Origin of the sequence: Enterococcus sp. 4G2_DIV0659 (assembly GCF_002140715.2) — a bacterium.
GTDB lineage: Bacteria > Bacillota > Bacilli > Lactobacillales > Enterococcaceae > Enterococcus_L > Enterococcus_L mansonii.
In genome coordinates this window covers 2,717,444-2,737,927 of record NZ_NGLE02000001.1, presented here as the reverse complement: position 1 = coordinate 2,737,927, position 20,484 = coordinate 2,717,444, and the positions used below count along the sequence as shown (strand labels likewise).

Genomic DNA, 20,484 nt, shown 5'->3' with positions numbered 1-20,484 from the left:
CTCTCTTACAAACACTTTTACAGCTAAAATAAATGATAAAAAGAAGCTCAGTATAAAACGATAGCTGAACTTCTTTCCTTATTTAAACACTGAATGATTATTTCTCTTCCAAACGAAATAGTGGACTCATCGGTGTGTTCTCGTGAATTCGTTTTACCGCTTCTCCCATTAATTCCCCACAAGAAACTATATTCAACGCCTTTGGTTGACGATCTTCTGAGATAAAAACGGAATCAGTCACACAAATTTGTTCGATTGGTGATCCATCTAGTATTGCTTTAGCTCCTTTTGAAAGCAATCCATGAGAAGCACAAGCATAAATGCATTTTGCACCATTTTCTTTTAATATTTCTGCAGCAGTGGCCATTGTTTGACCCGTATTTAAAATATCATCTACCAAAATACATGTCTTCCCTTTGACCTCACCGATTACATAGCCTGAACGCACACCATCGACTTCATCTTGATCAATAATGGCTAATGTTGCATCTAAATATTCAGACAAGCTTCTAGCGCGCTGAACACCACTATTTTTAGGTGAAACAACAACAATCTCTTCTCCAGTTAATTCTTGTTGTCGATAATTATGAGCAAAAAGCGGCATCGTAAACAAATTATCCACTGGAATGTCAAAAAATCCTTGAACCTGAACTGTATGCAAATCCAGAGTCAAAACTCGAGTAGCTCCTGCTTCTTCTAATAAATTGGCCACTAATTTTGCAGTAATTGGTTCTCTTGGCTTTGCTGTACGATCTTGTCTCGCATACCCATAATAAGGCAACACCACATTAATCGTCTTAGCACTTGCTCGTTTTAAAGCATCAATCATGATCAACAATTCCATTAAATTGTCATTCACTGGAAGGTTGGTCGATTGAACAAGAAAAACATGGTCCCCACGAATACTCTCTTCAATATTGATCTGAATCTCTCCATCACTAAACTGGCGAACTGTACTTTTTCCGAGCTCAGTCCCGACAACTTTGGCAATTTTTTCTGCTAAAGGACGATTAGCATTCAAACTAAAGATTCGTAATGTTTTATCCTGGTATTTTTGGGTCATGATTTCCTCCGTGATCTAGATATTTTTCTATTCTTATAATTGAAAACTTCACTTTACATTCTAACATTGATTGACAAAAAAATCATGGATCTTTTGCTTTCTTATGACAATTAATTGAAATTCTAGCGACTTTTGGCAGAAGTTTTTTTGACTTACAAAACTGTTCGTTAAATTCATTCCTTATATCTTGATTTAACCGAAGTAGCGAGTAAAATAAAAGCAAGATCGGAGGTGTGCCGCATGTATCATAAAAAACATCAGAAAAAAAGATACCATTGGATACAGGCGTTATTTATTTTATTTTTTATTAGTCTTGTTGCACTTGAACTATATCTCTTATTTTTTAACACTACGCCTCATTCACCTTCCAAACATTTAACAACAGAAACAACGAGAAAGCTCACAACTGATGCCAACAAACGAGATGATTTTAATCAAAAAATTGAACCGTCAACACCACTAGCACAACAAATCGAACAAAAATTGACAGATAGTAAGTTTGTCGGAACGGCTTTAGTCGTGCAAAACGGGCAAATTATTTTGCAAAAAGGTTTTGGGTATGCAAATTATGCCAAAAAATTGCCAAATACGTATCAATCAATCTTCCAAATTGGATCAATTCAAAAAGCTCTTACGGCAGTCCTAATTTTAAAACAAGTTGAATTAGGAACTCTCTCTCTAGATGAAACATTAAATCAGTTTTACCCAAACATCCCCGATAGTCAAAAAATTACTATTCGTCAGCTACTTTCGATGAATTCTGGACTGTGCCAAAAAATAAAACCTAAACATCTGATGTCTCCTGATGGATTCCTTCAATTCGCAATTTCTCATGCAACGATGGAGACTTATGGAAAATTTAAATATGATGCCATCAACTATTATTTGTTAGTTGGTATTTTGGAGCAATTAACAGACACTGCTTACCAAACGTTATTTTATCAAACATTTACTCAACACTTGCAACTGTCTCACACATTATTTTATACTGATTTTTTAACCGCAAATAACCGAACATATGCCTATGAAAAAGCAGAAGGCAAAAATTTCGATTCTGAAATTAACGATAATCCACTTCTTTTTGAACAAGAGGTAGGAACTGGAAGTGTGGGGATGACAGTTGGTGATCTGTACTTATTTTACGCAAATTTATTATCAGGAAAAATCATTGATCATCAGGTGCTCGAAAGACTCTGGACACCAGCCACTGAAAATAACTATATCGGCGGTATTTACAATTTTTCTACCTATATTCAAGGTCATGGTGTTGAAGAAGGCTTTGAAACAAATAGCTTCACTTCAAAAGATACAAGAAATGCGGTCATTTTATTTACAAATCAATATCCTAAGAATAGAACGTATCAAGATTTAGCAAAGTCATTATTCCAATCACTACATTAAATAATACTCATCCTCTAGAAGCAATAGATTTGCTTTCTAGAGTTTTTTTAGGCAAACCTAAAAAATGGATTGATTTTAATCTAAGTTTAACTTATACTTATTTTAAGGTAAACCTAAAAAGGAGGTTTTTTTATGTCTATAAATAATAATAATCTTACAATCGAACATTTAACTGTTAGTTATCAAGGGCAAAAAGCCTTATTGGATATTTCATTACAATTACCTGCTGGAAAAATCACTGGAATTATCGGTCCAAATGGCGCAGGAAAATCTACTTTTTTAAAAGGAATGCTTGGATTGATCAAAACAGATACTCGAACCGTTCTCATAGGAAATAATCCACTTGATACTCAAAAAAAACGGATCGCTTATGTGGAACAACGTAACGCGTTAGATCTTTCTTTTCCCATTAATGTAATGGAAGTGGTTCTTTTAGGCACGTATCCTGAATTAGGCCTAATGAAACGACCTAAAAAGCAGGAAAAAGAAAAAGCTCTAGACGCACTTAAAACCGTTCAATTAGATCCCTTCGCCAAACGACAAATCAGTGAACTATCTGGCGGACAATTACAACGAGTCTTTATCGCTCGCGTACTTGCCCAAGATGCAGATATCATCGTGTTAGATGAACCATTTGTCGGAATTGATATGACTAGTGAAAAAGTCATTATGGCAATTCTTAAGCAATTAAAAGATGCTGGAAAAACCATTGTGATCGTTCATCATGATCTCCACAAAGTCACTCATTATTTTGATGAGGTGGTTATTCTAAAAAAAGAGTTAATTGCTTCAGGTTCTGTTGCTACGACTTTCACGAATAAAAACATTCAATTAGCTTATGGTGAAACAATGGGCGACATTATTATTAAAGGAGTTGCTGATGCATGATTGCAAATTTTATTGATGGCTTAGTTCGATACCAATTCCTCCAAAACGCGTTGATTACTTCAATCATTGTAGGTCTTATTTCAGGAATCATTGGATCGTTTATTATTTTACGTGGGATGTCTTTAATGGGGGATGCCATCTCACATGCCGTATTACCTGGTGTTGCTGCTTCTTATATGTTTGGCGTCAATTATATATTTGGTGCATCAATCTTTGGTGTATTAGCAGCACTATTGATTGGCTTTATTACGCAAAAAAGCCAATTAAAAAATGATACAGCAATCGGTGTCGTGTTTAGTTCCTTCTTTGCTTTAGGGATCATTATGATTTCTTTTGCTAAAAGTTCCACCGATCTTTATCATATTCTTTTCGGAAATGTTTTAGCTGTTCGCGATTCTGACATTGTAATCACTGCAATTGTTGGAATTGTTGTATTGATTTTCGTTGGCTTATTTTACAAAGAGTTACAAATCACTTCGTTTGATCCTACAATGGCACAAGCTTATGGATTAAATGTTCAATTTTTCCATTACGCATTGATGTTTTTACTTACCTTAGTTGCGGTTTCTTCTTTACAAACAGTTGGAACCGTGCTGGTAATTGCTATGTTGATTACTCCTGCTGCCACAGCGTATCTGTTAACTAATCATTTGCCAACAATGATTGGCTTAGCTTCACTCTTTGGTGTTTTAAGCTCGATTATCGGTTTGTTTTTCAGTTATTCTTATAACTTAGCATCAGGTGCGACAATTGTTTTAACTGCTGCAGCTTTTTTCATTCTAGCATTTTTATTTTCACCCAAAAAAGGACTATTTTTTGTCAATAAAGAAAAACAGGAGGACACATTATTATGAAAAAAAAATTATTATTCATCGCCGCTGTCGCTAGTTTATTTTTACTAGCTGCTTGTCAAACGAAGTCAACAGATTCATCAAAAAACGAAAAAATCAATGTTGTCGCTACGAATTCGATTCTTGCTGATATGGTAGAAAATGTCGGAGAAGGGTTGGTCAACTTGCATAGTATCGTTCCAGTCGGTACAGACCCTCATGAATATGAACCCTTACCAGAAGATGTTGCCAAAGCATCTGAGGCCGATATTTTATTTTTCAATGGACTTAATTTAGAAACAGGCGGAAATGGCTGGTTCAAGAAATTAATGGAAACGACTAAGAAAAAGGAGGATCAAGATTATTTTTCTGTCAGTAAAAAAGTTAAACCGATGTATTTAACGAGTGCAGGACAAGAAAATGAACAAGATCCACATGCTTGGTTAGATATTCAAAACGGAATCGCTTATGTGGAAGCGATTAGAGATACCTTAAGTGAAAAAGATCCTAAAAATAAAGAGACCTATCAAGATAATGCTAAAGAATACATCGACAAACTTTCTGCTTTAGATAAAGAAGCTAAAGAAAAATTTGCTGATCTTCCTGAGAACAAGAAACTATTAGTAACCAGCGAAGGCGCATTTAAATATTTTTCTAAAGCGTATGGACTAACAGCGGCATACATTTGGGAAATCAACACTGAAAGTCAAGGAACACCCGATCAAATGAAACAAATTATCGATAAGATCCATCAAACGAAAGTTCCCTCTTTATTTGTAGAAACAAGTGTGGATAAACGTAGTATGGAAAGAGTTTCAAAAGAAACTAACTTGCCGATCTACAGTACAATTTTTACGGATTCTATTGCTAAAAAAGGCGAAGATGGAGATAGTTATTATGCAATGATGAAATGGAATTTAGATCACATTCATGACGGACTAATGAAATAGAGAAAAACTGAGGTTGAGGCCAAAGTCGATTAGGTTAGGGCAATTGGAGTAAAAATCGAACAATACGCTTCTTGTATTGCTCGATTTTCGCGAAATTGCCGAAGAACCTGGCTTTTGGCCACTGTTTATTAAGATTTAGAGTGTGAAACAAAACTGATTTTTAGTTGTGTCCCACACTAACAGACACCAAAGACCTGAATAAATGGCGAGACAAACACCGATGAAAGCAATCGCCCTCATCGGTGTTTGTCTCGGCTTCTTTTCATCAAATCATTTCTTCAATATTGATTACACGATCTGTAATATCAAGATAAAATTCTTCTTCATGGGAAACAATTACGATCGTTCCTTGAAATTGTCGAATCGCTTGACGTAAGCTTTCTTTTGCAGCAGCATCAATATGATTCGTTGGTTCATCTAAGAAAATAATATTACTTGAATCCATCGTCAATTCACAAAGCTTTACTTTCGTCTGTTCCCCTCCGCTCAACAATCGTAGTTGCTGATTAACCAACTTATCTGGCAAGCCACACTTCGCTAAGTAGGTACGAATTTCTTTTACAGTTTTCTTAGGAAAACAGTTACTTAGATAAGCTAACGGAGTCAAATAATCATTTTCCCACGTTAAATCTTGAGAAAAATAAGCAATTTTAGTATTTGCTGGATAGTGATACTCTCCACTGATTGGCTTGATCTTTCCTGTCAATGTTTTAATGAGGGTAGATTTCCCGATTCCATTAAACCCTTTAATCGCTACTTTCTCCCCACTATGGACGGATAAATTAATTGCTGATAGCAATGGTTCCGTATAACCAATGATTAATTCCTCCGTCATCAATGCTAAACTTGCAACAATTGGCTGATACGGAAAATAAATTTGTGGTTTCATTAACGTGCCTGGAGGAGCCATTCGTTCTAGTCGATCTAGTTGTTTTTGACGACTTTTTGCCATCGTTGCTCGGTTTCCAGCTTTATATTTGCGAATATAGGCTTCCGCTTTTTCAATTTTTGCTTGTTGGGCATGATATTGTTTTAAATAACTCTCTTTGTTTTGCTCCTTTTGCGCAAACGATTTTTCTACATTTCCTGTGTATTTCGTCAATTGACCGAACTCAATATCACAAATGCAATTAGTCACTGCATTTAAGAAGTGATAATCATGAGAAACAAGAATAAAGGTTCCATTAAAGTTATTTAAATAATTAATTAACCACTGAATATGCGTATCATCCAAGTAATTCGTTGGTTCATCTAATAATAAAACGTCAGGTTGTTCTAAAAGCAGTTTCGCTAAAATAACTTTAGAACGTTGACCACCACTCAGCTCGTTCATTGGTCGATCTAAGCCGATTGCCTCAATCCCCAAACCATTTGCCAAATCATTAATGATGGTATCGATTTGATAAAACTCACTTTCATCTAATTGTGTTTGAAGTCTTCCAGCCCGCTCTAATAATTTGTCTTGACCAGTTTCACCAAACTCCATATATAGCCCATTAATTTTTCTTTCAACTTCATAAAGATCTTTATACGCTTGATGTAAAAATTCATTGATTGTGTTCTCTCCGATGACTTCAACATGCTGATCGAGATAACCGATTTTGATATTGTTTTGCCATGTAATTGTACCATCATCTGCTAAAATTTCACCTGTTAGAATTTTAACTAGGGTGGATTTTCCAACACCATTTTGACCAGTCAATCCCATATGATCGCCTTTATTCACTCGAAGTGATGCATCCTCATATAGGATTTTTTCGCCAAAACGTTGCGTTAAGTGTTCAATTGTTAATAAACTCATGTTTGTTCCTCTTTTCTATTTTTGAACATTTTTGGTTCTCTGTAATTTGTATTAAGTATCTATTTATTCAGTCAGTAACGACATTGTTTAAGGCAACAATTTCGTACGTTTTAAAAAAAGTCTTTATGTCCAAGCAAAAAAACAAGGAATCAAATAGGCCTCCCTATCATATCCCTTGTTTATTATCTACAAAGGACAACGCACGAAACACGTTGTCCTTTAATCAGAGCTATTTAAAAATCATGATCCATCGTTAAAGGCAACACTAAACAAGACTATGAAATAGTCTAAAAAATTAGTATTCTTCTTAAACGATGAAGCATTCATTTTATTAGGCTCCACAACAATGCTTCATCACATTCATCTGTCGGGAGCTGATTCTTTTTACAAATTTATCTGAAAGAAAAAACATTCTTAATCACCTTTCTTTACAAAAGACATTTTAGCACAGTTATTTTGAAAAGCAAGAATGATGCGAAATTGCGTTCAAAAGTCATTTTCTATTTCTTTTGAACTAGGTGTCGAATTCCTGTTTTTTTCTCTTTCGTTAATTCTTTTAAAAAGGCTGGTCTGATATCTGTTTGCCTAAGTAGATCAAAAGCTATCCACTGCAGTTGCTCGTATTCGCCAAACTCATTATATGAAAGACCCGAAACAACATCATCAGTAAGCTCTACATAATAATAGAATGACACTTCATGATACTTTTGCCCTGTCAAAGTAGAAGTGAAGAAGTTTTCATGAATAACTCCTAATTCTTTTGTACGAATCATACTGCCAGTTTCTTCAAGAACTTCTCTTTCAACAGCTTCGTCCATTGTTTCATGCATTTTCACTCGTCCACCCACCGAGTAAAAGTATGGTTCACTAGGATTTTTGACTAATAATAACCCCAAATCACTTGTGATAATTGCGCCAACCCGATAATTAAAGCGCCCTTCTTGCGTTTGAAATGTGCAATCCATCTACTAACATCTCCTTTGCTTCTTATTATACCCCCCGTCCAAGCTCAAAAAAAGTATAGATAGTGAAGTATGTCTATAATGACTTCAATACCTATACTTTTTATTCCTTATTCAATCGAATTCAAATAAGTCAGTGCATATTTCACATGAAATTCCGTAGCCAAAGCCAATCCTGCTTCATCAATATCAAATTTCTCATGGTGATGTCCGTATTGTGTATCAGGATTATCTAGATTGCGCGTTCCAACACGACCATACACACCTGGTGCTTTAAGTAAAAACTGTGCAAAGTCATCAGCACCTAAGCTTTTCGTGTAATCAGTCACTACATTTTCACTTCCAACAATCTCGGCAGCTACTTTTTGGGCTAATGCCGTTGCGTTATCTTCATTAATCAGAGGTCCAGCGGCATCATGGATCTCAAAAGAAGCGATTTTTGTTCGGTGTGCTTGTGCAATTTGCTCCGATATTTCCTCTACACGCTTTAACACAAAGGCTCTTGTCTCATGGCTAAATGCACGAACGGTTCCTTCTATTCTTGCATGATTGGCAACAATATTATATCTCGTTCCAGCATCCAATACACCAATCCCCACAACAACGGGATCAAGTGGACTGACTTCTCTTGCTGCGATTTTTTGTAACTCGACCACAATACTTGCCGCAGCTAAAACAGCATCTCTTCCTACATTTGGTTGAGCAACATGACTACTTAGCCCTTCCACTTCAATTTTAAAAATATCACATGACGCATTCGTTGCTCCTTTAGTAGCCACTAACTTCCCAACTGGGACATTAGAATCTAAATGAATGCCAAATACTTGATCAACATCTTCAAGAAAGCCGCCATTGACGAATTGACAAGCTCCTGCACCTATTTCTTCAGCTGGTTGAAACGCTAATTTAACCGTTCCAGCAAATTCATCTCTATGATTTTTTAACACTTTTGCTGCTCCTAATAATGCCGCTGCATGTCCATCATGTCCACACGCATGATTTAACCCTGGGTGTTTAGATTGGTATGATTTTCCTGTTGCATCTTCTAGCTCTAAAGCATCAATATCCGCTCTTAAAACGATTGTTTTCCCTGAGCCTTTTGATCCTTCTACGGTAGCCAATACTCCAGTTTCACCAACTTCTTCAAAAGGAATGTCCAACTGTTGCAATTCTTCTTTAATCTTTTGGATTGTCTTAAATTCCTTTAAACTCGCTTCTGGATATTGATGGAAGTGACGTCTGAGTGTAATCACATTTTCTGCACCTTGCCGAATTTCTTCTTGAATAGTTTGTTTTAATACCACCGTCATTTTAACCCCTCCTTATTTTCTCCCAAATATTTCCCACGCTGGAATACTTGACCCTTTTGATGTTTCTTCAATGACTTTTTTCGTCTCTTCCTGTTGATACGTATCGATTACTTTGTTGTACGTTTTATTGTCTTGATCCGCTTTACGAGCCACAATAATATTCACATATGGCTTAGATTGTTCATTCACAGGTTCTAGAAAAATGGCATCTTTTGCTGGAGTAAACCCTGCATCAACAGCCATCCCACTATTAATCACAGAAGCGTCAATGTCTTGTAAAGCTCTAGCCGTTTGTGAAGCATCTAATTCAGTGATTTTTAAATTCAACTTATTTTCTGTAATATCATTAACCGTTGGTGTTTGTTTTTTCGCTGGATCGACTTTGATTAAATCAGCACTTTGCAACAATAGTAATGCCCTTCCACCATTTGTCGCATCATTTGGAATAGCAATTTCTGCGCCTTTTTTCAACTCTTTTACATCTTTGATTTTAGAAGAGTAAATTCCTAAGGGGGCACTAACCGTATTACCGATTGATACAAGTTCTGTTTTATGTTCCTTGTTATAGTTATCTAAGAAAATTTGATGTTGAAATGAATTTAAATCAATTTCTTTCTCTGCTAAAGCAGCATTAGGCTGCGTGTAATCCGAAAATTCTACCAATTGTAAATCAATCCCCTCCTCTTTTAAGCGATCTTTAACAGATTCTAACACCTCATTATTGGCACCTACTACACCTAATTTTACAACTTCATTTTTCTGATTTTTCGCACTTCCAGAAGAACATCCTGCTAACACAACCCCAATTGCTAATACCAATCCGATAATCTTTACTGTCTTTTTCATTCTTTTTCCTCTTTTCTAATCATAAAATTTTTAATGTGATGTTTTTTTAATTAATGTATTGCTGATAAATTGACTAGCAAAAACTAAAATCAAAATAATCAAGGTAGCTAAAAGTGTCACGTCTGTTTGAAAACGATTATAGCCTCTAGTTATTGCTAAATTGCCTAGACCACCTGCGCCAATGGCTCCTGCCATTGCGGTCAAACCAATCAAGTTGATAATTGTCACAGAAGATACCCGAATAATACTAGGTAATCCTTCTACTAAATAGACTCTAAAAATAATTCCCAGTGGGCTAGTTCCCATTGATTCAGCGGCTTCTATCACACCTGGATCAACTTCTAGCAATGCATTTTCGATCTGACGTGCAAAAAATGGAATCACCCCTATCACCAGCGGCACTAATGCAGCAGTCGTACCAATCGTTGTTCCTGTTAAAAAACGAGTGATCGGCTGAATTAGTGCCAGCATGATGATAAAAGGAATGGATCTACATACGTTAATGATTTTTTCTAAAATATTGTAAATGACACTACTTCTTAAAATCCCTTGCGGTCCTGTAGCAACTAGAACAACGCCAAGTAATGTCCCTAAAATCCCAGCAATAAGAGCTGTCCAAAAAACCATATATAGCGTCTCAATCGTACTATCAATAAATTCTTGTCTTAACTGTAAAACATTTGGAAAATAATTTTGTAAAAAATTCTGCATTCCCCTTCACTCCATTTCTTTATTTGCAAGTCTATTGTTTAAACAACATGTAATGGCACAATTGTCTCTTTTGATCGATATGTTTTTAAAATTTTGATTTTTACTCCTTGTCCTTGTAAAAAGTCTAATGCTTTTTCACGCTGCTTTTCTTCTCCCGAAAGAACCACGATTAAATTACCAATTGGTACTTGCTGCAAGATTTCAACATTGCCATATAAAATATTCGTAACTACATGATACTTACTATACAATTGGGCAATTAGCGGCTCACTTGTCTGTTCACCGACATAAGAAAATTCGACTAACACTTCATTTCCACTCAAATTAGTCAGGCTAGGATGTTGAATGATTGTTTCTAGCGCTTGATCAATATGCGTTGCGGTACGAATGAAGTCCTTCGTCAAGGCCTCTTTTGGTTGACTGAAAATGGACACAATATCGTTTTGTTCAATCACTCGTCCATCTTCCATCACCGCTACTTTGTTGCAAATCTCCTTCACAACTTGCATTTCGTGCGTAATTAAGACAATTGTTAGTCCTAATTCTTTGTTTAATTTCTTCAATAAATCCAAAATCTGAATAGTTGTTTTAGGATCTAATGCACTGGTCGCTTCGTCACATAATAAAATCTCCGGATCATTCGCTAAGGCTCTAGCGATCGCTACACGTTGCTTTTGTCCACCAGATAATTGGCTAGGATAGGCATCTTTTTTATCAGATAAACCGACCAAATCCAGTAATTTTTCGATTTTTACTTTTCTCTGCTCTTTAGATAATCCAGAATATTTTAATGAAAAATCAATATTTCCAAAAATGCTGCGCTCTTTCATTAAGTTAAAATGTTGAAAAATCATTCCAATTTTTTTTCGCTGTGCTCTTAATTCTTTAGCTGAAAACCCTAAAATATTTTTCCCATTGATTATTACTTCTCCTGTTGTTGGACGCTGCAATAAATTAATCACACGGACCAGTGTGCTCTTTCCTGCTCCAGAGTAGCCTACAATCCCAAAAACATCTTCTTTTTCAATTTTTAGTGTTACGTCCTTTACTGCATCAACGGCTTTTTTCTTTTGATAAAAAGTCACATCGATATTCTTTAATTCAATCATTCTTGCTCCCCCTATAGTTATACTCGTGCGTCTATTTTCCGCGCTCTCTCTAGATACTGCATATGAGTAACCTCATGCCTTATTCCTTTCTCTATAAAAAGAAAAAACGTCCTCAAATGTATAAAACTATACATTTGAGGACGCTTTTGCGTGCTACCACCTCTATTTGATATCTATTCACATAGATATCCTCATCAAGTACGTCGAAACAATCGATTATACTCTAGCACGATAACGGGTGCATCCGTCGCTGTCTTATGAATCATTCACTCGAAGCGCTGCTCAATGGCCATTTTCCAGATTTCCTTTATCGCTTGTTTTCAGCTGCCCAAGCTCTCTGTTAGATAACAGTCCATCCGTACTTTCCATCTCATTGCTGTAATTATTTAATTATTTTTTATGAACAAAAAAGCCCTCTACTAATAAATTAGTAAAGGGCGAATTATCGCGGTACCACCTTTGTTTTAAAGTAATCCTAGATTACTTTTCTTAAACCAAGTCTTATAACTTGTCGCTTTGATAACGGGTGCTTTCCCGAAGTTGCTTACTTATCAACAACTTATCCTCGTGAGGCCATCTTCAACTCTTTTGCGCTTATCTCTTTTCACCAACCGAGACTCTCTATAAAGCACATCCAAATCTACTCTTCTCTTCAACGGACTATTTATTCATTTCTTGTTGTATTGTATTTTACTGGAAATTAATTCCCCTGTCAAACATTTTTTTGATTTTTTATTGTGGTGAATAAAATCATCGTACGATATATCGATTAACAAAAGAATGATGGAAACAATACGGTTATTATCGAAAATAGCTCGCTTTTTGTTATTTTTTTAGATAAACACCTAGTATATGATATGTAGCTTTGATATACTTTTTTTGGGAGGAAAAATGAGTTTTATGGGAAAACTGAAAAGGTTACTTGTTCCAAATTAACAAATAAAGACTCGCTATTATTTTACACAAAAGTTGGAGGTTATTTATAATGACATATTCGTATCAAGCAAATAAAAAATCGGTGCCATTAATTATTGTATTTTCTATTATCTCGTGTGGAATTTATTTCCTTTTTTGGATGTATGATGTTACTCGTCAACTTTCAGAAATTAACAATGACCGTTCTATAAATCCTGGTCTAACTGTCTTATTTTCTATTATTACTTGTGGAATTTACACACTGTATTGGTGGTACAAAATTGGTGGGATGTTTGTCGAAGCTCAAGCTAGAGAAAATGTTCATCCAATCATTGATAACAAAATCCTATTGCTAATCCTTGCTATTTTTAATTTTTCTATAGTAGGCATGGGAATCCTACAATCTGATTTAAATCGTTTCTGGGACAAATTAGCTACTGGTGATCGTGACGGGTACAGCACTGGAATGGATGAATAATTTAGAGCTTTGCATTTTTAAGCACACATTTGGTGTCCCTTGTCCAGGTTGTGGGATGACTAGAGCTTTTATTCACTTATTTCATCTGGATTTTAAAGAAGCTTTTTATTATCATCCTCTATTTTGGCTGGTTCCAATTGTTTTTGGTATTTTTTTATTTAGGAAAAAAGTGCTGTTATTTGAGCGTATCTGTGAAAACAAGTATTTTACTGCTGGAGCTTTAGGTCTCTTTTTGACCGTTTATCTGATTCGGATGGTTGTATTATTCCCGAATACAGCGCCGATGGATTATAACCAACATTCGGTTGTTGCCAGAATGTATCATTGGGTCATAGGTCTAGTAATAAAATAGCTTGAACATCTTATACATAAAGATGGAAATATCAAGTACTCTTCTCCATCTTTATGTTTCTTTGTCTGACTAGAGAGGTTCTACTTTTTTGGGTGAATTCCAATTGAAAAATCGTTGACAAATTTTTGAATCTAAGGTAATCTGTAATTTGTGTTATGTTATTGTGCCGCCTTAGCTCAGCTGGTAGAGCACCACCATGGTAAGGTGGGGGTCGCCGGTTCAAGCCCGGCAGGTGGCTTATTTCATGAAAGAGAAATCTTGTTTATTCAAGATTTCTCTTTTTATAACTTTTATTGTTAGTATAAATAAACCAGAAAACTAGGTGGATATAATGTTCAAATATTTTAACGATGTCGTTCGCTTTATCCTCGAATTAACAACACTTGGCTTGGTTGCATTTGCTGGGTTTAAAGCTAATTCAATTATCGTAATTATCCTATTAGGTATTTGTCTTCCCATTTGTATTATTATTTTTTGGAGTAGATATATGGCTCCACAATCGCCAAAACGTTTTACTGATTTCAAACGTATTCTTACAGAAATTTTTTTATTTGGCGGAGCTGGTTTTATTACGTATCTGGTTGTGGATCAAAAAATCGCCTTTATTTACTTAATCGTTGCACTTATCAATACCGTTTTCGACCATGCTTTATAAGTATTTTCTGCAACTTACATCACTGTACTTAGGGAGGTCTACCTTATGTCTTATACTAAACAATTAACTTTTGAATTTTATCAAGAGAACGATTTTCAACTTTACTATGAACTTACTAAAGATAGCAATGTTATGCACTATATCACCGAAAAAGCAGAAACTGAAAGTGAGGCTGTAACTAATTTTAAAAAAATTCTTTCGTATAACACTGCCCACAATGATCAAACTGGGTACTATAAATTTTTCAATCAAGAAACCTATATTGGCTTTGGTAAGCTTTCTTGGGATGAAGATAACAAAATCGAAATTGGCTACATGCTTTTACCAATCCATTGGGGCAAAGGCTACGCCAATCAACTAATAACTATTTTATTGAATTTAATAAAACAATCAGAACAACTATCCGAATCAACGATCTATGCTATTATCGATCCTTCAAATGATGCATCCAAACATTTATTAGAAAATCATCAGTTTGAATCTGTTTGGCAGGGTGTTGAAGAGGGGCTACCATCTGAACATTTGCATTGGCGACCGTACACTAGTCAATAAATAAAGGAAAAAACAGAAAGGCGAAAGCGTAAAACTCTTTATCTTAAGAGCCGATTACTTTCGTCTTTCTGTTTTCTCTCTTCTTAGTTAGTCATATCTCTTTCGTTTAGAAGAAGCTGGTATTCCAAGTGCTTCACGATATTTTGTTACTGTTCGACGAGAGATGTCTATTTCTTGTTCTTTTAGTAAATCTACTAGTTTCTGATCAGATAATGGTTTCGCTTTATTTTCGTTATCTACTAATGATTTTAGTTGCTTTTTGATGCTATCAGTCGATGTTTCTTCGCCAGTGCTTTCATTTGATAATCCATTCGAGAAAAAAGAACGCAACTCGAAAACGCCAAAATCCGTTTCTAAGTATTTACCATTTACTGCTCGACTAACCGTTGATTCATGAATCTTTAAGCTTTCAGCGATTTCTTTTAAGGTCATTGGTTTTAACGGTCGATCCTCTTTAAAAAAGAACCCTTGTTGCCGTTGAACAATTTCTGTTCCTACTCTTAAAATTGTATCGCCACGCTGAGCGATTGTTTTTTCTAACCATTCAAATTCATTTTTCTTTTCCTGAATGTATTTTTGAACTTCTTTATCTTCAGTCGCTTCCATCCGATCAAAATAGGATTGTTGAAACTGAATAGTTGGTGTACCTGTCTTATTAGATAAAACGGTTAACTGATTCTCCTTGATTTTCACTGTTAAATCAGGACGAATATACAAGCCAGAGGTCGATTCAAAAATACTTCCAGGAGCGGGGGTTAATGTTTGGATATAATCAAAAATCGATTGAATCTCAGAAAGTTCTACTTCAAATTTTTTAGCAATCAGTGACCATTTACGTTCAGCTAAGTGAGCAAATTCTTCCTCTACTACAATGTATGCCAATTCAGGCGCTGTATCATCACGCTCAATTTGCAGCAGTAAACACTCACGCAAATCCCTAGCACCAACTCCTGCTGGATCCAATTGCTGAATCAATGTCAACGCATCCAACATTTCTATTGATTTTGCTCCAGTCTTAGCCACTGCTTCCTCTAAATCAATCATCAAGTAACCATTTAAATCAATATATTCAACTAAAAATAAAACCAATGTCCTAAGATAAGTATCCCGATAATTCAAATGAACCTGATCAATCAAATATTCAAAAAGTGAACGATGGTTATCTGGGATTTGGTTTAGATAGTTATTTTCTTCATTCGTTGTATAAGTTCTGCTGGCAGAACTTGAAAAATCGCTGTTTTCTCTATCTATTTGAATATCAATTAGTGGATTTTCTAATGACTTTGTTTCTATGTATGAATAAAGTTCGTCTGAATTATATTGTAAAATTTGAATAGATTGCTGTAATTGCTGTGTCATCGCAAGTTTTTGGACTTGTTTTTGTTGTTGGGATAACTGTTGTTCAAATTTCATTATTTTTGTCCTTCCCCTTGTAATTTTTATCAATATCAGCTAAACTAGTATTCGTGCTTGCGCCCTTAGTGTAGTGGATATCACGTAAGATTCCGGTTCTTGAGACGGGGGTTCGATTCCCTCAGGGCGCGTTTTTTAAACCTTTTAGTTATTATAGTTTCATCATGATTATTACTGTTATATCAACTCTAGAACTGATTATAACATATTTTCATAATGATTATTCATTTAAATTTTTAGGTGGATTTAGGTGTTAAAATTTGTTGGCTATAACATAATCAATTCAAGGCTCTTCTGTTAATTCAGGGTGCTTTTTTTATTGAAATGTTTTTGAACCAACATAAAATCAAAAAGAAGATTAAATTCGAAGTTTTTAATACTGTGAGCTACATACATTAATACTTTCATCATATTTCCTCAAAAAAAGACCACTCAATGAGTGATCTTAACTTTATACTTATTTTAAGCCACAAATTTTTGCGTACGCATCGAAAGTCGCTTGATTATTTCTCCAATCCATTACCTTGATTGGCGTTGCTTTTCCAGTCTTATGTTCTTGTACCTGTTCATAGACCGTTCTCAATACGCTCCATTGCGTAGCTGTGGTCAAAGGAACCATTTTTGTTCCACATACATAATAAACTCCTGTTCCATATAAAATAGCAAATTCTGTCATATCTTCTTCCTCCTTTTTTGTTGCTTCACTACCGTTTACCGGTGTGTTAAATAGATTAATTTCTTCTTGACGACGACGTCTTAAACCTTCCTCAAATTGTGATCCTTTATTAATGTAATTAGCTATTGATTCCGTAATATAACTATCGGAAGCATTCTTATCCCAATTATCTCTTCCAAAGACTCCCGTACCGCAATTATAGGTAAAACTTACCATTGCATCGAATTGATTTTGATTAAAAGAACGAGTGAAATAGTTATTTACTGTATTTACATAACCTGCTATATCTTTCCTGAATTGCTCATCCGCTTGAGCTTGAGACCATGTCGTTACTCCAGCAACTAAATTTGTTTGACCTTTTGGTTCCGCATGTCCCCAACCGATGGTAATCATTCCATCACCAAGGTCATAGGCTGTAAGTACACATTCTTCAAATTTTTTGATTAAGGCTTCACCTTTAGCACTTAAAGTAGTTGCTTTCCCTCCAGGACTTGGTGCATTACTGGTTGAAATCCATTGGTCTAGATTTAAAATATCTGTAATAGAAACTTCCCCAACATTCTTCTTGACAGCAAAGCCATTCCAATTTGCTTGCCAGCTATCAGAACCAATTTTTACCCATACGTGCCCATAGCCACCGCCACCATTCCTGCTGACTGCTATGTTGAGTGTGCCAGCGCCAACTTTTGCAATTCCTTGAGAAACATACGTGTTTGGAATATCTTTTGCATTTCCTCGTGCGGCATATGGATTTGGTGCGCCAACAAATTCAAGTAAATTCTTAATTAAACTCACGCACTGTCCATTTAGTCCAGAATCAGATTTATCAACAGTTACTTTACCAACGAGACCGTCAAGAAAACTCCTTACTTCTCCAATTGTTTTTGCCATTTGCTATTACCTCCTAACATTTGTTTTTGTAAGATCTTACAACATTAGTATAAAGTACAACAGGCCATAAAAACTTTCATGATTCAGTCATAAATCTCCCAACATAAAAAGCCATCACATAAGCGATGACTGTATAAAAAAACAAGTATCTAGATAACATGATAAATACCACATCTGTTGGAATTACGACTATGGTAGTATAATATTTCTATAGCTTCTGTTGGCTGTATTCCACTATTAAATAGCCCGATAGATAACTCATTTTTCAAAAAAACAAAAATTCCTATAAATTAAAAAACAAAAAAAGTATTGCGCTGATAAAGCCCAATACTCTTTTTTACATATTCACAACGCCAGCATTTCCAACTCAATACGTAATTTACTCTGTATTTTTTGAATCTTTTCGATGGCTAAGCGCTCGTCGTCTAGTTGAAATTTTTGTGCAATAGACTGATTATAAGAAATGATATAACTAACAGCCCATAATCTAGGATCTTCAATTATCTCATCTGCTCGTGGGTAGAGCAACGCAAAATGTAATCTAATCTCCTCCATAATATCAACTAACAAAATCGGATCGTCATTAATCAATTCTTTTTCTAAAAACAATAAAATTCTTTGATAAGCAGCACTATCTAAAGGCGGTCCAACAACTGCTGGAATGACTGAATATTTTTGATTATCTCTCCACAAAAATGCAATTTCTTCTTTTACATGCAAACGAGCAAGCTCTTCTAATACCCACGATCGAACTAAATTATGCACCTGCTCATCCAATAAAATCGGTTTGCTGATTTCAATGAATTCCTCTTGAGGCAATTGCCCAGCTTTTTTAGCTATAGCCAGCTGATCATAGTAGGTATGTTCATTTAAATAATGTAATTCTTCTTTCAATTCTTTGATTTTACTAACTTCAAATTGCTGATACATTAATTCTACATGACGGATTTTTTTCTTCAAACAAATCAGTTTTTTCATTTCTCCGCTTTGTTCCATTAAAATACGTTCATTGATAATACTGTGTGCATGAATAAATTTATGATTTTTAATTAAAATTTGTATGTAAAGCTCTAAATAATCTAAATAAGCAAGGTATTGCTCCTTCATTTCCGAAGCTAATGATAGCGCTTGTTCATTTGCACCAATATCTAAATACATATTTGAAAGCACTAGATTCAGTGGAAAATCTTGTTTAATTGCATATGCCTGTTCAAAATAAGCAACTGCTTCATTCAAATTTTCTTGCTTTACTGATTCTTGTCCCAGTTCAATAAACCGTTCATAGTTTTTTGGAAATGGAATTTTATTTGTCAAAAGAAACACCACCTTTCTAATGTTTATTTCCTTTTTTAGATAGTAAATAATCTAAAAAAAGGAAATAGTGTGTGTACGTCAAAAAGGAATTACTCTGACTTAACAGAAATCAATAACTTTCTAATATAAATTTCTAATAATAACGGCCGTTTCAATTGGACCTTGCGCATCCATTCGTTCCGCTTTTTCTTTTAACGAAAAACCAACATAAAAATCTTTAGTCAGCTCATCTTGCACTTTAAATTCTACGACTTCTTCTATATGAAATGCATTCGGTTCAACCTCTTGAACACTATCCCATCCAGTATCAATAAACACTTTTGTATTATCATTTACTGCTTCACTAGCTTCTAATTCTTCCACAATTTTTTTTAATTGAGAAAACGTCATTACTTCTACTCGATTATCCATTTTGCTACCTCACTCTCTATACCTTTAACTTTTAAAATGTGTCATCTAACTTCCAAGCAATTTCTTGATAATTATAAACAAATTATCGACTTCCCTTGTTTACTTCTCTCCACTATTATCATAACCTAAAATTGATCTTTATAAAACTTAAATTTAAAAAGAGAGTGCAGAACAAAACAAACGATTTGTTTTGATCCACACTCTATATTTAAATGAAATGAGAAAAGAAACGACCTTTATTCTATAATTTAGCTCAAATTCACTCAATTTTCATATTTATTACTTTTCTAAAAGCAGCTCGCCATCTTCCATACGATAGACACTATCACTCCATTCAATCATCCTTGGATCATGTGTGACCATAATCGTCGCTTTTTGTTTCTCATGTGCTTCTTTCGCTAAAATTTTAACAACTTCATATGCGTGTTCCGTATCTAAACTAGCAGTAGGCTCATCTGCTAAAATCAAACTTGGTTCGTTAAATAATGCTCGTGCAATTGCCACTCGTTGGCGTTCACCACCAGATAAATCTCTAGGATATTTATGCATCAAATCAGCAATATCTAACGAAGCTAACAATTCAGTTATTCGTTGCGTGTCACTTTTTTTCTTTTCAATTTTATCTACAAGTGTAAATTGTTTTTCAACTGTTAAAAAAGGGATTAGGTTGGACGCCTGTAAAATAAAACCAAGTTCTTCAAAACGTAATTTTGAACGCTTTTTTTCATTTAAATGGGTAAAGTCTTTCCCATTAATCATTATTTTTCCCGTCGTTGGTGTTTGAAGCCCACCTGCAATCGTCAGAAAAGTACTTTTGCCAGAACCAGATGGCCCAATAATGCTGACAAACTCTCCAGCTTTAACTGTTAAGTTGATTCCTTTCAACGCTTCTACTTGTGCATGCCCTTTACCAAAGGTTTTGCGTATATCATTCATTATAAGAATATTATTCATTT

Annotated in this window: 20 protein-coding genes, 2 tRNA genes and 2 other annotated features; of the genes, 10 read left to right on the top strand and 12 right to left on the bottom strand. The window is 35.0% G+C overall.

What is annotated here, in order from left to right; all coding sequences use genetic code 11:
- Nucleotides 1-97: 97 nt before the first annotated feature.
- Entirely contained in the window at nucleotides 98-1,063 is a 966-nt protein-coding gene (locus tag A5880_RS12830; RefSeq protein ID WP_086329418.1) for a ribose-phosphate diphosphokinase, read from the bottom strand.
- A gap of 240 nt (nucleotides 1,064-1,303) precedes the next feature.
- On the opposite strand from A5880_RS12830, the gene A5880_RS12825 reads away from it, so the two are divergent.
- The 4 genes from A5880_RS12825 (at nucleotide 1,304) to A5880_RS12810 (ending at nucleotide 5,132) form a co-directional block, all read left to right on the top strand.
- Nucleotides 1,304-2,464 carry a serine hydrolase domain-containing protein gene (locus tag A5880_RS12825; RefSeq protein WP_086329417.1) on the top strand — a complete coding sequence of 387 codons (1,161 nt, stop codon included), beginning with the start codon at nucleotides 1,304-1,306 and terminating at the stop codon, nucleotides 2,462-2,464.
- A 132-nt stretch (nucleotides 2,465-2,596) separates the two neighbouring features.
- Nucleotides 2,597-3,352, top strand: a complete 756-nt coding sequence (locus A5880_RS12820) for a metal ABC transporter ATP-binding protein (RefSeq protein WP_086329416.1) — start codon at nucleotides 2,597-2,599, stop codon at nucleotides 3,350-3,352.
- Entirely contained in the window at nucleotides 3,349-4,206 is an 858-nt protein-coding gene (locus A5880_RS12815) for a metal ABC transporter permease (protein ID WP_086329415.1), read from the top strand. The genes A5880_RS12820 and A5880_RS12815 overlap by 4 nt, the downstream gene beginning before the upstream one ends.
- Complete coding sequence (locus A5880_RS12810) at nucleotides 4,203-5,132, top strand: Mn/Fe ABC transporter substrate-binding lipoprotein EfaA (RefSeq protein ID WP_086329414.1); 930 nt, start codon at nucleotides 4,203-4,205, stop codon at nucleotides 5,130-5,132. Before A5880_RS12815 ends, A5880_RS12810 begins: the two co-directional genes overlap by 4 nt.
- Before the next feature lie 265 nt (nucleotides 5,133-5,397).
- Here A5880_RS12810 and A5880_RS12805 read toward each other — a convergent pair whose 3' ends face one another.
- The 6 genes from A5880_RS12805 to A5880_RS12780 all read right to left on the bottom strand — a co-directional run bounded on the left by A5880_RS12805 (nucleotide 5,398) and on the right by A5880_RS12780 (nucleotide 11,871).
- On the bottom strand, nucleotides 5,398-6,933 hold the full coding sequence (locus tag A5880_RS12805; protein WP_086329413.1) for an ABC-F family ATP-binding cassette domain-containing protein: 1,536 nt from the start codon (nucleotides 6,931-6,933) through the stop codon (nucleotides 5,398-5,400).
- 500 nt (nucleotides 6,934-7,433) lie between these two features.
- Entirely contained in the window at nucleotides 7,434-7,898 is a 465-nt protein-coding gene (locus tag A5880_RS12800) for an NUDIX hydrolase (RefSeq protein WP_086329412.1), read from the bottom strand.
- A 107-nt stretch (nucleotides 7,899-8,005) separates the two neighbouring features.
- On the bottom strand, nucleotides 8,006-9,205 hold the full coding sequence (locus A5880_RS12795) for an amidohydrolase (protein ID WP_086329411.1): 1,200 nt from the start codon (nucleotides 9,203-9,205) through the stop codon (nucleotides 8,006-8,008).
- Nucleotides 9,206-9,217: 12 nt separating this feature from the next.
- Entirely contained in the window at nucleotides 9,218-10,051 is an 834-nt protein-coding gene (locus A5880_RS12790) for a MetQ/NlpA family ABC transporter substrate-binding protein (protein WP_086329410.1), read from the bottom strand.
- A 30-nt stretch (nucleotides 10,052-10,081) separates the two neighbouring features.
- Nucleotides 10,082-10,762, bottom strand: a complete 681-nt coding sequence (locus A5880_RS12785; RefSeq protein WP_086329409.1) for a methionine ABC transporter permease — start codon at nucleotides 10,760-10,762, stop codon at nucleotides 10,082-10,084.
- Nucleotides 10,763-10,800: 38 nt separating this feature from the next.
- Entirely contained in the window at nucleotides 10,801-11,871 is a 1,071-nt protein-coding gene (locus A5880_RS12780) for a methionine ABC transporter ATP-binding protein (protein WP_086329408.1), read from the bottom strand.
- Between the two features lie 133 nt (nucleotides 11,872-12,004).
- Nucleotides 12,005-12,254: a binding site (T-box leader), on the bottom strand.
- A 47-nt stretch (nucleotides 12,255-12,301) separates the two neighbouring features.
- Nucleotides 12,302-12,536: a binding site (T-box leader), on the bottom strand.
- A gap of 320 nt (nucleotides 12,537-12,856) precedes the next feature.
- On the opposite strand from A5880_RS12780, the gene A5880_RS12775 reads away from it, so the two are divergent.
- From A5880_RS12775 to A5880_RS12755, 5 genes are all read left to right on the top strand, one after another.
- Nucleotides 12,857-13,264 carry a DUF4234 domain-containing protein gene (locus A5880_RS12775; protein ID WP_086329407.1) on the top strand — a complete coding sequence of 136 codons (408 nt, stop codon included), beginning with the start codon at nucleotides 12,857-12,859 and terminating at the stop codon, nucleotides 13,262-13,264.
- Nucleotides 13,257-13,616 carry a DUF2752 domain-containing protein gene (locus A5880_RS12770; RefSeq protein WP_086329406.1) on the top strand — a complete coding sequence of 120 codons (360 nt, stop codon included), beginning with the start codon at nucleotides 13,257-13,259 and terminating at the stop codon, nucleotides 13,614-13,616. Before A5880_RS12775 ends, A5880_RS12770 begins: the two co-directional genes overlap by 8 nt.
- 165 nt (nucleotides 13,617-13,781) lie before the next feature.
- A tRNA-Thr gene (locus A5880_RS12765) sits at nucleotides 13,782-13,854 on the top strand.
- A gap of 93 nt (nucleotides 13,855-13,947) precedes the next feature.
- Complete coding sequence (locus A5880_RS12760) at nucleotides 13,948-14,271, top strand: YrdB family protein (protein WP_086329405.1); 324 nt, start codon at nucleotides 13,948-13,950, stop codon at nucleotides 14,269-14,271.
- Between the two features lie 45 nt (nucleotides 14,272-14,316).
- Entirely contained in the window at nucleotides 14,317-14,823 is a 507-nt protein-coding gene (locus A5880_RS12755; protein ID WP_086329404.1) for a GNAT family N-acetyltransferase, read from the top strand.
- 87 nt (nucleotides 14,824-14,910) lie between these two features.
- Here A5880_RS12755 and rpoN read toward each other — a convergent pair whose 3' ends face one another.
- Nucleotides 14,911-16,236 (bottom strand): RNA polymerase factor sigma-54, encoded by a 1,326-nt coding sequence (rpoN, locus tag A5880_RS12750; protein ID WP_086329403.1) that lies wholly within the window; start codon nucleotides 16,234-16,236, stop codon nucleotides 14,911-14,913.
- Between the two features lie 59 nt (nucleotides 16,237-16,295).
- Between rpoN and A5880_RS12745 the strand changes: the two genes are divergently transcribed.
- A tRNA-Arg gene (locus A5880_RS12745) sits at nucleotides 16,296-16,367 on the top strand.
- Nucleotides 16,368-16,693: 326 nt separating this feature from the next.
- Here A5880_RS12745 and A5880_RS12740 read toward each other — a convergent pair.
- The 4 genes from A5880_RS12740 to A5880_RS12725 all read right to left on the bottom strand — a co-directional run bounded on the left by A5880_RS12740 (nucleotide 16,694) and on the right by A5880_RS12725 (nucleotide 20,482).
- A complete protein-coding gene (locus A5880_RS12740) occupies nucleotides 16,694-17,803 on the bottom strand; it encodes a lysozyme (RefSeq protein WP_086329402.1) in 1,110 nt (369 codons plus the stop codon).
- Nucleotides 17,804-18,148: 345 nt separating this feature from the next.
- On the bottom strand, nucleotides 18,149-19,126 hold the full coding sequence (locus A5880_RS12735) for a tetratricopeptide repeat protein (protein ID WP_256924802.1): 978 nt from the start codon (nucleotides 19,124-19,126) through the stop codon (nucleotides 18,149-18,151).
- A gap of 111 nt (nucleotides 19,127-19,237) precedes the next feature.
- Nucleotides 19,238-19,528 carry a hypothetical protein gene (locus A5880_RS12730; RefSeq protein ID WP_086329400.1) on the bottom strand — a complete coding sequence of 97 codons (291 nt, stop codon included), beginning with the start codon at nucleotides 19,526-19,528 and terminating at the stop codon, nucleotides 19,238-19,240.
- Between the two features lie 279 nt (nucleotides 19,529-19,807).
- On the bottom strand, nucleotides 19,808-20,482 hold the full coding sequence (locus tag A5880_RS12725; RefSeq protein ID WP_086329399.1) for an ABC transporter ATP-binding protein: 675 nt from the start codon (nucleotides 20,480-20,482) through the stop codon (nucleotides 19,808-19,810).
- Between the last annotated feature and the right edge of the window lie 2 nt (nucleotides 20,483-20,484).

What these genes read in the sequence shown, in the direction of transcription:
- A5880_RS12830 (WP_086329418.1), bottom strand. Translation starts at nt 1,063, where the DNA reads ATGACCCAAAAATACCAGGATAAAACATTACGAATCTTTAGTTTGAAT.
- A5880_RS12825 (WP_086329417.1), top strand. Translation starts at nt 1,304, where the DNA reads ATGTATCATAAAAAACATCAGAAAAAAAGATACCATTGGATACAGGCG.
- A5880_RS12820 (WP_086329416.1), top strand. Translation starts at nt 2,597, where the DNA reads ATGTCTATAAATAATAATAATCTTACAATCGAACATTTAACTGTTAGT.
- A5880_RS12815 (WP_086329415.1), top strand. Translation starts at nt 3,349, where the DNA reads ATGATTGCAAATTTTATTGATGGCTTAGTTCGATACCAATTCCTCCAA.
- A5880_RS12810 (WP_086329414.1), top strand. Translation starts at nt 4,203, where the DNA reads ATGAAAAAAAAATTATTATTCATCGCCGCTGTCGCTAGTTTATTTTTA.
- A5880_RS12805 (WP_086329413.1), bottom strand. Translation starts at nt 6,933, where the DNA reads ATGAGTTTATTAACAATTGAACACTTAACGCAACGTTTTGGCGAAAAA.
- A5880_RS12800 (WP_086329412.1), bottom strand. Translation starts at nt 7,898, where the DNA reads ATGGATTGCACATTTCAAACGCAAGAAGGGCGCTTTAATTATCGGGTT.
- A5880_RS12795 (WP_086329411.1), bottom strand. Translation starts at nt 9,205, where the DNA reads ATGACGGTGGTATTAAAACAAACTATTCAAGAAGAAATTCGGCAAGGT.
- A5880_RS12790 (WP_086329410.1), bottom strand. Translation starts at nt 10,051, where the DNA reads ATGAAAAAGACAGTAAAGATTATCGGATTGGTATTAGCAATTGGGGTT.
- A5880_RS12785 (WP_086329409.1), bottom strand. Translation starts at nt 10,762, where the DNA reads ATGCAGAATTTTTTACAAAATTATTTTCCAAATGTTTTACAGTTAAGA.
- A5880_RS12780 (WP_086329408.1), bottom strand. Translation starts at nt 11,871, where the DNA reads ATGATTGAATTAAAGAATATCGATGTGACTTTTTATCAAAAGAAAAAA.
- A5880_RS12775 (WP_086329407.1), top strand. Translation starts at nt 12,857, where the DNA reads ATGACATATTCGTATCAAGCAAATAAAAAATCGGTGCCATTAATTATT.
- A5880_RS12770 (WP_086329406.1), top strand. Translation starts at nt 13,257, where the DNA reads ATGAATAATTTAGAGCTTTGCATTTTTAAGCACACATTTGGTGTCCCT.
- A5880_RS12760 (WP_086329405.1), top strand. Translation starts at nt 13,948, where the DNA reads ATGTTCAAATATTTTAACGATGTCGTTCGCTTTATCCTCGAATTAACA.
- A5880_RS12755 (WP_086329404.1), top strand. Translation starts at nt 14,317, where the DNA reads ATGTCTTATACTAAACAATTAACTTTTGAATTTTATCAAGAGAACGAT.
- rpoN (WP_086329403.1), bottom strand. Translation starts at nt 16,236, where the DNA reads ATGAAATTTGAACAACAGTTATCCCAACAACAAAAACAAGTCCAAAAA.
- A5880_RS12740 (WP_086329402.1), bottom strand. Translation starts at nt 17,803, where the DNA reads ATGGCAAAAACAATTGGAGAAGTAAGGAGTTTTCTTGACGGTCTCGTT.
- A5880_RS12730 (WP_086329400.1), bottom strand. Translation starts at nt 19,528, where the DNA reads ATGGATAATCGAGTAGAAGTAATGACGTTTTCTCAATTAAAAAAAATT.
- A5880_RS12725 (WP_086329399.1), bottom strand. Translation starts at nt 20,482, where the DNA reads ATGAATAATATTCTTATAATGAATGATATACGCAAAACCTTTGGTAAA.